The sequence below is a fragment of the Pseudomonas sichuanensis genome (assembly GCF_003231305.1).
Lineage (GTDB): Bacteria > Pseudomonadota > Gammaproteobacteria > Pseudomonadales > Pseudomonadaceae > Aquipseudomonas > Aquipseudomonas sichuanensis.
In genome coordinates, this window is the sequence record NZ_QKVM01000032.1 from 59,808 (window position 1) to 68,499 (window position 8,692).

General features: G+C 66.3%; 12 protein-coding genes and 1 pseudogene. 10 read left to right on the forward strand and 3 right to left on the reverse strand.

Annotated features, from left to right (window positions below):
* The first annotated feature begins 84 nt into the window (after positions 1–84).
* Both DM373_RS17440 and DM373_RS17445 read left to right on the forward strand, forming a co-directional pair.
* On the forward strand, positions 85–1,137 hold the full coding sequence (locus DM373_RS17440; RefSeq protein WP_110994756.1) for an NAD(P)-dependent alcohol dehydrogenase: 1,053 nt from the start codon (positions 85–87) through the stop codon (positions 1,135–1,137).
* A 233-nt stretch (positions 1,138–1,370) separates the two neighbouring features.
* Positions 1,371–2,573 (forward strand): sugar transporter, encoded by a 1,203-nt coding sequence (locus DM373_RS17445; protein WP_110994757.1) that lies wholly within the window; start codon positions 1,371–1,373, stop codon positions 2,571–2,573.
* On the opposite strand, the gene DM373_RS17450 is transcribed toward DM373_RS17445, so the two are convergent.
* Complete coding sequence (locus DM373_RS17450; protein ID WP_208642805.1) at positions 2,570–3,208, reverse strand: cupin domain-containing protein; 639 nt, start codon at positions 3,206–3,208, stop codon at positions 2,570–2,572. The genes DM373_RS17445 and DM373_RS17450 overlap by 4 nt on opposite strands.
* An 11-nt stretch (positions 3,209–3,219) precedes the next feature.
* Positions 3,220–3,375, reverse strand: coding sequence for a hypothetical protein (locus tag DM373_RS28775; protein WP_153788526.1), 156 nt, complete (start codon positions 3,373–3,375; stop codon positions 3,220–3,222).
* A gap of 156 nt (positions 3,376–3,531) precedes the next feature.
* On the opposite strand from DM373_RS28775, the gene DM373_RS17455 reads away from it, so the two are divergent.
* From DM373_RS17455 to DM373_RS17465, 3 genes are all read left to right on the forward strand, one after another.
* Positions 3,532–3,921, forward strand: a complete 390-nt coding sequence (locus tag DM373_RS17455; RefSeq protein WP_110994758.1) for a GFA family protein — start codon at positions 3,532–3,534, stop codon at positions 3,919–3,921.
* 36 nt (positions 3,922–3,957) lie between these two features.
* Complete coding sequence (locus DM373_RS17460; RefSeq protein WP_110994759.1) at positions 3,958–4,404, forward strand: bleomycin resistance protein; 447 nt, start codon at positions 3,958–3,960, stop codon at positions 4,402–4,404.
* A gap of 101 nt (positions 4,405–4,505) precedes the next feature.
* The gene (locus DM373_RS17465) at positions 4,506–4,907 is read left to right on the forward strand and encodes a hypothetical protein (protein WP_110994760.1); all 402 of its coding nucleotides are present in this window, start codon (positions 4,506–4,508) and stop codon (positions 4,905–4,907) included.
* Here the strand turns inward: DM373_RS17465 and DM373_RS17470 are convergent.
* The gene (locus DM373_RS17470) at positions 4,904–5,521 is read right to left on the reverse strand and encodes a LysE family transporter (RefSeq protein ID WP_110994761.1); all 618 of its coding nucleotides are present in this window, start codon (positions 5,519–5,521) and stop codon (positions 4,904–4,906) included. The genes DM373_RS17465 and DM373_RS17470 overlap by 4 nt on opposite strands.
* A 95-nt stretch (positions 5,522–5,616) precedes the next feature.
* On the opposite strand from DM373_RS17470, the gene DM373_RS17475 reads away from it, so the two are divergent.
* The 5 genes and pseudogenes from DM373_RS17475 to DM373_RS17495 form a co-directional block, all read left to right on the forward strand.
* Positions 5,617–5,865, forward strand: a complete 249-nt coding sequence (locus tag DM373_RS17475; RefSeq protein WP_110994762.1) for a helix-hairpin-helix domain-containing protein — start codon at positions 5,617–5,619, stop codon at positions 5,863–5,865.
* Positions 5,866–5,946: 81 nt separating this feature from the next.
* Positions 5,947–6,168 carry an MbtH family protein gene (locus DM373_RS17480; RefSeq protein WP_110994763.1) on the forward strand — a complete coding sequence of 74 codons (222 nt, stop codon included), beginning with the start codon at positions 5,947–5,949 and terminating at the stop codon, positions 6,166–6,168.
* Entirely contained in the window at positions 6,165–6,884 is a 720-nt protein-coding gene (locus DM373_RS17485) for a thioesterase II family protein (RefSeq protein WP_110994764.1), read from the forward strand. The genes DM373_RS17480 and DM373_RS17485 overlap by 4 nt, the downstream gene beginning before the upstream one ends.
* A 79-nt stretch (positions 6,885–6,963) precedes the next feature.
* Positions 6,964–7,515 carry a hydrolase gene (locus DM373_RS17490; protein ID WP_110994765.1) on the forward strand — a complete coding sequence of 184 codons (552 nt, stop codon included), beginning with the start codon at positions 6,964–6,966 and terminating at the stop codon, positions 7,513–7,515.
* A gap of 349 nt (positions 7,516–7,864) precedes the next feature.
* A pseudogene (locus tag DM373_RS17495) lies at positions 7,865–8,692 on the forward strand (RHS repeat-associated core domain-containing protein); the annotation flags it as partial.

Here is an 8,692-nt window from a genome sequence, read left to right on the forward strand (position 1 = left end):
CATGCCGGAGAATCGGCGATGGGCGAGGGCGGTTCTGGCGCCCAGAATGCGCCGCCTGAATCGTTTCACTTTTCGAGGTGCCCCATGTACAACGCCATCGGCTACGCCGCCCAGACCCCTAGCAGCCCCCTGGCTCCCATGACCTTCCAGCGCCGCAGCCCGCGCGCCGATGATGTTGCCATCGAAATCCTCTACTGCGGCGTGTGCCACTCCGATATTCACCAGGCGCGCAACGAGTGGGGCATTGCCGTGTACCCGCTGATGCCGGGCCACGAGATCGTTGGCCGGGTCACGGCGGTGGGCGAAAAAGTCAGTCGCTATCAGGTCGGTGACCTGGTCGGCGTGGGCTGCATGGTCGACTCCTGTCGCTACTGCGAGGCCTGCCGTCAGGACGTCGAGCAATACTGCCTGCAAGGCCCGACCATGACCTACGCCACCCCCGATCGGGTGGACGGCAGCAACACCATGGGCGGCTACTCCAACAGCATCGTGGTCAGCGAACACTTCGTGCTGCGCATCCCCCAGGGCCTGGACCTGGCCAGTGCAGCGCCGATTCTGTGCGCTGGCATCACCACCTACTCGCCACTCAAGCACCATGGCGTCGGCCCAGGCCACAAGGTCGGCGTGCTGGGCATGGGCGGCCTGGGCCACATGGGCATCAAGTTCGCCAAGGCGCTGGGCGCCGAAGTGACCCTGTTCACCCGCTCGGCGAGCAAGGCCGAAGAAGCCCGCCGCCAGGGCGCCGACCATGTGATCGTCTCCACCGATGCCGAACAGATGCGCGCCGCTGCCGGGCGTTTCGACTTCCTGCTCGACACCATTCCGGTGCAGCATGACCTCAACCCCTACCTGGAAACCCTGGCGTTCGGTGGCGTGCATATTCTGGTCGGGCTGATCGAGCCGGTCGATCCGCCGGTGCATGCCGCCAACCTGGTGATGAAGCGCCGGGTGCTGGCCGGGTCGTTGATTGGCGGGATCGCCGAGACTCAGGAGGTACTGGATTTCTGTGCAGAGCACGGGATCAGCTGTGATATCGAGATGCTCGATATCCGAAACATCAACCAGGCGTATGAGCGGATGATCGTCGGGGATGTGAAGTATCGGTTCGTGATCGACATGGCGACTTTGCAGGCCTGATCGAATCGCGGGGCAAGCCCGCTCCCACGCCAGCACTGGTGGTCGTGGGAGCGGGCTTGCCCCGCGAATGCGTTGTTGCGTCTTGCCATGGCGGCGCCCTGTGGTTGTGACGCCTGGCCTTGATGCGTACCATGCCCGGCATCCTTCCAATAACAACACGTGCGTCAACGGCCCTGATCCCCGGCTGCCGACGCGCGCCCTGTTGCCTTGCCCGCGGAGAAACACCCCCTCACATGAATGGCCCCGTACCTACCACAATGCCGCCCACCGCCGGCACCGGCAGCTGGCTGAGCGTCATCGCCCTGGCGCTGGCGGCGTTCATCTTCAACACCACCGAGTTTGTCCCGGTGGCGCTGCTCAGCGACATCGGCCGCAGCTTTGACATGACCACCGCGCAGGTCGGCCTGATGCTGACCATCTACGCCTGGGTGGTGGCGCTGGCCTCGCTGCCGATGATGCTGATGACCCGCAACATCGAGCGCCGCCGCCTGCTGTTGCTGGTGTTCCTGGTGTTCATCGTCAGCCATGTGCTGTCGTGGCAGGCGCAAAGCTTCGCCATGCTGCTGGTCAGCCGCATCGGCATCGCCCTGGCCCACGCGGTGTTCTGGGCGATCACCGCGTCGCTGGCGGTGCGGGTGGCGCCGCCGGGGCAACAGGCCAAGGCCCTCGGGCTGCTGGCCACCGGCACCACCCTGGCCATGGTCATGGGCATTCCGCTGGGGCGGGTGGTGGGTGAGGCGCTGGGCTGGCGGGTGACCTTCCTGGGCATCGCCGGGGTGGCGCTGGCGACCATGCTCTGCCTGATGAAATCGCTGCCGCTGCTGCCCAGCCAGAACTCGGGCTCGCTGCGCAGCCTGCCGATCCTGTTCAAGCGCCCGGCGCTGGTGATCACCTATGTGTTGGTGACGCTGGTGATCACCGCGCAGTTCACGGCCTATAGCTACATCGAACCCTTCGCCCTGCACGTGGCGCAGATCGGCGGCGAGCGCACCACGCTGCTGTTGTTGCTGTTCGGTGGCGCGGGCGTGTTCGGTTCGCTGCTGTTCAGCCGCTACAGCGATCGCTTCCCCCATGGTTTCCTGGTCGGTTCGATCGGTGCGCTGGCGGCGTGCCTGCTGTTGCTGTTGCCGCTGTCGGGCAACTTCTACCTGTTCGCCGGCCTGAGCATGGTCTGGGGCATCGCGATCTTGAGCTTCAGCCTGTCGCTGCAATCCAAGACCCTCAAGCTCGCCTCGGACGCCACCGATGTGGCCATGGCGCTGTTCTCGGGCATCTACAACATCGGCATCGGCGGTGGTGCGCTGCTGGGCAGTATCGTCAGCAGCCAGACGGGTGTGGCGAACATCGGCATGGTCGGCGGGGGCGTGGCGGTGGTCGGGCTGCTGCTGGCGGCGGCCAGCACCCGGCGATTCCGTGAGGCGCTGGGCGGGGCTTAGCCCCCCAGGTTCAGCGCGGCCTCTTTCAGCCAGACCCGCGCGCCCTCGCTGCCGGCCTTGAGCTCGATGGCCTGCCCCGCCGGCAGGCGCATCCAGCTCCAGGTCGGCAAGCTGCCCGCCGCGCCGTGCAAGCGGCCGGCCAGTACCAGCAGCTCCAGCCCACGGCCACTGTCCCAGCGGCATGTGCCAGTGGGCTGCAGCACCTCCAGCCAGACCCGTTCATGGTCATTTTCGAACAGCGTTCCGCCCTGCGCAGGTAACTGCATCACCAGCGCCTGGCGATCCTGCGGATGGAACTGGCGCAGGCGCACGAAGATCACACAGCCCTCGCTGGCGCCCGGGGCATGGGCGCTGCCCGGTGGATTGCGCACGTAGCTGCCGACCGGGTAACGGCCGTGCTCATCCTCGAACACCCCTTCCAGTACCACGAACTCCTCGCCGGCACCGTGCACATGGGCACTGAAACGGCTGCCCGGCGCATAGCGCACCAGCGAGGTGGCCCGCGCCTGCTCGCCGCCGACCCGGTACAGCATGCGCCGCTCGACGCCGGGCAGCGGGCTGGGCTGCCAGGGCAATGCGGCGCCGTGCGCGGTCACGGGGCGGGACAGGTCGGCGTTCAGTTGCAGGTCGTGCATGCTGGCTCCAGTCAGCGCAGGAAGGGGTTGCGCAGGCGCACCCAGACGATCGCCGGCAGGGCCATCAGCAACCATTTGAGGTAGCGGTTCACGTCGTACTGTTCGCAGGCCACGCCGATGACGGTGCACACCACCACCACCGCGAGGAACTCGATCATCTTGTGCATCGGTTGCTTTCCATCATTGGTGCAAAGGAGGGCGCGCACTTTACCAGTTGGCAGGCCAGCATAGCGCCGTTGCATTTCGCCGTAACATTTTCGCGCTTTACAGTTGAGCGTGCCCAGCTACCGTCCTGGCATTTTCATCAGCCAAGGACGCGCCCCATGCCTACTCACAACGGCGGCTGCCTGTGCGGCCGTATCCGCTTCAGCGCTCGCGGTACGCCGCGGTTTCCCCACACCTGTTCCTGCCATCTGTGCCAGCGCCATTCCGGCAGCCTTACCCTGTGCTGGGTGGAATTCGACAAGGCCGACGTGTCGTGGACCGGGGAGGGCGGGGCGCCGAGCCTGTATCGCTCATCCGAAGGCGCCAGCCGCGCCTTCTGCCCGACCTGCGGCAGCTCCCTCGGGGCCATCGACGATGCGCCTACGGTGGCCTTGCTGCTGGGCTGTTTTGACGCGAAAGGGGCCGATACCTTTCGGCCGACCACACATTCGTTCAGCACCTCGCGGCCACGTTGGTGGACGCCCGGCGTTCGCACTGACACCCTGTGAGCGGCCAGCCCAACCAACACGTCATGGAAGATCGCAATGCTCAAGCGCAACAGCCTGGTCCCCGAACTGATCGTCAGCGACCTCGAGGCCAGCCTAGGTTTCTGGGTTTCACTGCTGGGGTTCGACATCGCCTATCAACGCCCGGAACAGCGTTTCGCCTACCTGGACCTGACCGGGTCGCAGGTCATGCTCGAACAGCTCGACCCCGATGACAACTGGCTTACCGGCCCGATGGAGAAACCCCTGGGGCGGGGCATGCACCTGCAGATCGACGTGGTGGCGGTCGAGCCGCTGATCGAACGCCTTGAGCAGCAACGCTGGCCGCTGTTCAGGCCCTGCGAGGAAGTGTGGTACCGGGTGGCAGAGGCTGAAGTGGGGCTGCGTCAGTTCCTTGTGCAGGACCCCGACGGCTACCTGCTCAGGCTGGCACAGTGGCTGGGTGAAAGGCCCGTTCAAGTGACGTCGTGCTGTTCCCTTGAGTGACCGGGGCCGCAAGGCAGCCCCGGTTGACGCGATGCCAGTGCCTGGCTTGCCGAGGTTGTGCGGCCTGCTGCCAACCGCATGAAAGGCGCTATCCTTGCCCCATGACCAACCAACCGCCACTACGCCACCCATGCCCCCCGGGCGCCTGTGACTGCGGCCGCGAGCAGTTGCTCGACGGCCCGGCCGAAGGGCGGCGCATCCTGCTGCTTACCCGCGAGGAAGAAAAGCGCCTGGTCGAGCGCCTGGAAAACCTCAAGGACCTCGACGACCTCCACCATCTGCAAGGGCGTCTGTACCAGAACCTCGGCATCCGCGTGCACATCGCCCCCGGCTACAACGAGGTACGCACCATGCGCGGCATCGTCATCGAACTGGAGGCGCTGCCCGGCCTGTGCCGCAAGACCCGTCAGGCGATCCCCGCCGCCATCCGCCGTGGCCTGGAGCGCAATCCGCAGGTGGCGTATCGCCTGCTGGATGCCCATGACTTGCTGGGTGGCACCTAGCGCATCGCCGCCAGCTTGATCCCGAACCCTACTAGGCAGGCACCCGCCAAACGCTCCAGCAGGTTGCTGACCCGTGGGCTGGCACGCATGCGCTCGGCCAGGTGGTGGGTGAGCAGCACGGCGACCAGGCCGTAGAGCAGAGTCAGCGCTGCCACGGTCACCGCCATGAAGCCGAAGGTCAGCATGCCCTGGTGCTTCACCGGGTCGATGAACAGTGGGAAGAACGCCATGTAGAACATGATCGCCTTGGGGTTGAGCAGGGTGATCATCATGGTCTGGCGCAGGTAGCGCCCGCCGGCCATGCCACTGTCGCGCGGCGCCGCGCCGGGCTTGCTCAGCACCATGCGCAAACCGAGCCAGGCCAGGTAGGCGGCGCCGGCCCACTGCACCACGTGGAACGCTGCCGGGTATGCGGCCAGCAGGGTGGCCACGCCCGCCACCGCCAGCCACATCAGCACCTGGTCACCGAGGATCACCCCGAAGGTGGCGGCCAGGCCGCCCTTGATGCCGCCCTTGCCGGTGGCGGTAATCAGGGCGAAGTTGCCGGGGCCGGGGATCGCCAGGAGGATCAGGAACGCAATCACGAAAGCGCCGTAGTCGGTCACGCCGAGCATGGGGGAGTTCTCCAGGTGCGGGGTTGGCGGGCAGAAGACGATATATGCCATCATCCGCGGCGCTTGCAAAGCCGCAATATCACAAGGAGGTGAGGATGGCGTTTTCAACCGATGAACGTGAGCAACTGCTGGCGGTCAAGGGCGTCGGCCCGACCGTGCTGCAGCGCCTGGAACAGCTCGGCTACAGCTCGCTGGCCCAGCTGGCCCAGGCCGACGCCCGGCAGATCGTCGAGGCCGCCGCCGGCCTGGTCGGCTCCAGTTGCTGGAAGAACAGCCCCCAGGCCCGCAGCGCGATCCAGGCCGCCATTGCCCAGGCCAGGTCATCGACTGGAGTACCCGGCTAATTTTCCCCAGCCGCTTTTCGTTTCCTTGAGAGCCACGCTGCGCCCCGCGCATTCGGCCCTCATCATCCAAGGAGACAGGCAATGACTTCCGTTTTCGACCGCGACGACATCGTGTTCCAGGTAGTGATCAACCACGAAGAGCAATATTCCATCTGGCCCGACTACAAGGCCATCCCCAATGGCTGGCGCGCGGCCGGCAAAAGCGGCCTGAAGCAGGACTGCCTGGCCTGGATCGATGAAGTCTGGACCGACATGCGCCCGCTGAGCCTGCGCCAGCAGATGGCCGCAGCCGCCGCACAGTGACCACGGTGAACCTGCTGTGCCTGCCGTACTCCGGGGCCAGTGCCATGGTCTACAGCCGCTGGCGGCGCAAGCTGCCGGCCTGGCTGCAGGTGCGCCCGGTGGAGCTGCCGGGCCGCGGCGCGCGGCTGGGCGAGGCGCTGCACACCGACATGCAGGCCCTGGCCCGGCAGCTGGCCAGCGAACAACGGCTGGCGGCCAACGCTCCCTATGCCTTGCTCGGGCACAGCCTGGGGGCGCTGGTGGCCTTCGAGCTGGCCCACGAGCTGCAGGCATTGGGCTGCCCGCCACCTTTGGCGCTGTTCGCCTGCGGCACGGCGGCCCCGACCCGGCGCGAGGACTATGACGGCGCGAACTGGCGCGAGCCGAAGAGCGACGAAGCGCTGCTGGCCGAGTTGCGCAAGCTGGGCGGTACGCCCGAGGAAGTGCTGGCCAACCAGGAGTTGATGAGCCTGACGTTGCCGGTGGTGCGCGCCGACTTCCTGTTGTGCGGCCGCTATGCCTACCGTCAGCGAGCCCCGTTGCACTGCCCGCTGCATGTGCTCGGCGGTGACACCGACCGCGCCAACGCCGAACAACTGCAGGCCTGGCGCCGCGAGTCCCAGGGCAAGTTCAGCCTCGAGATGTTCCCCGGCGGGCACTTCTTCATCCATGAACATGAAGACCGTGTGCTGGGTGCGCTTACCGGTGCGCTCGAGCCGCTGCGGCTCACCGCCTGATTGACGTCACCCCTTGCCTGGGCGAGGCTTGTCGCCTGCGTGGCGTCACGGCCACGGTTTTCCAGGCAAGGGGCTGACAATGCTGATCGATTCAACACGCGCCACGCTGCTGGTGGTCGACATCCAGGAAAAACTCATCGGCGCCATGAGCGACCCCGCAGGCACAGAGGCCCGGGCGCGCTGGTTGCTGGCAGCGACCGCCGACCTGGCACTGCCCACGGTGATTTCCGAGCAGTACCCAAAAGGCCTTGGCCACACCCTCGAATCCCTCAAGGCGGCTGCGCCAAGCGCCGTCATCGTCGAGAAGACCCACTTTTCCTGCGTCGCCGCCGACTGCCTGCCGGCCAGCCTGCTGGGCCGTGAGCAGGTGATCGTGTGCGGTATGGAAACCCACGTCTGCGTGCTGCAGACCGTGCTCGGCCTGCTCGCCCTGGGCAAGCAGGTGTTCGTGGTCGAGGACGCCTGCGACAGCCGTACCGCCGCCAGCAAGGCCGCAGGCCTGGCACGCATGCGCGCCGCCGGGGCACAGATCGTCACCCGCGAGATGGTGCTGTTCGAACTGATGGGCAGCGCCAGCCACCCGCTGTTCCGCCATATCAGCAAGACCTACCTGGTGGGTGAACAACCCTGACGATTGGCCTCGCTAAGACACGCCCAACAGCTCGCCGGCACAGCCCTCGTTGCAGGCGTTGTCGGTGTCGGCTGTTTGTCTGCTGATGATGTTTGTGAGAATTCCACTACAGCTAAATGGGAAAGCCCCCTCATTCCGTCGGGGTGGTTCCTGACTCCTTCAGGTGCCACCGCCTGAGTATCGTCTCTCGCCACGATTCAGGCTGACTGATGGCTGGCCCAACTGAGTAATCCGTTGCATGCCCGGCGCGCCGGGCACCCTGGCTGCGGCCTGGTATGCAACTTGTCTGTGCTGCGCAATCGATCTGCCTGGATGCCCTCGATGATCAGGTACCAGGAGCAGCGATTCCATGCCCGGAAGGTCTTGCGACACCTTTGTGAAACCCTGCGCCTTGCAGGTGGCGATCACCCCGTTGGCCGAAGTCCAAGCCGAAGACGTCGGCCGTGGCGCCGCCGTGTTCGACGCCTGGCTGCGGGAAGTCAGTGCCGGCCATGCCACCCTTGAGCGCCTCAAGGCTGTCGCCGGCAATGTGCCGGTGGCGGGCAACAGCATCGCCCTGATCGACGCACTCGGCGCTATCACGACCCTGGCCCGCAGCCAGGTACCCGACCCGCTCGACTGCGCCACCTTTGCCCTCAACCTGATCGGGCTGGTCACTTCGCCTGCCGGTGAGGCGCCGGCACGCATGAGCTTGCGGCCGATGCTGCTGTTCGTGCGCCAGGAGGGTAAGCAGGTGCTCGACGATGCCTCGGTCGAACTGCTGGCCGGCCACCTCAACGCCGATATCGTCGGCAGCCTTGATAATTTCGTCAGCCAGGCCGCCGACAAACTCAAGGGCATCCTCGCCGAGGCCGCCACGCTCGGCGAGCGGATCATCCTCGATATTGCCAGTGGCCTGTCCGCCCTGGCCGATGGCGCCGGCCCAAGAAACGCCCGCCCGGCATCCGCCACGAGCAGCGCGCTGATGCACAACCCGCTGGCCACGCTCGACAACTACCTCGCCGGTGCCTTCAGTGCCTACAAGCACGCTGGCCAGGGCATGACCAGCGCCACCGTCAGCCCCACCCTCAGCCCTACGACCAAGGCCGAGCTGCTAGCCCACAGCGCGCACCTGCGCACCCTGGCACCACTGGTGCGCGGCACGATCCTCAAGCTGGGCGATGCCGGCAGCCCCGGT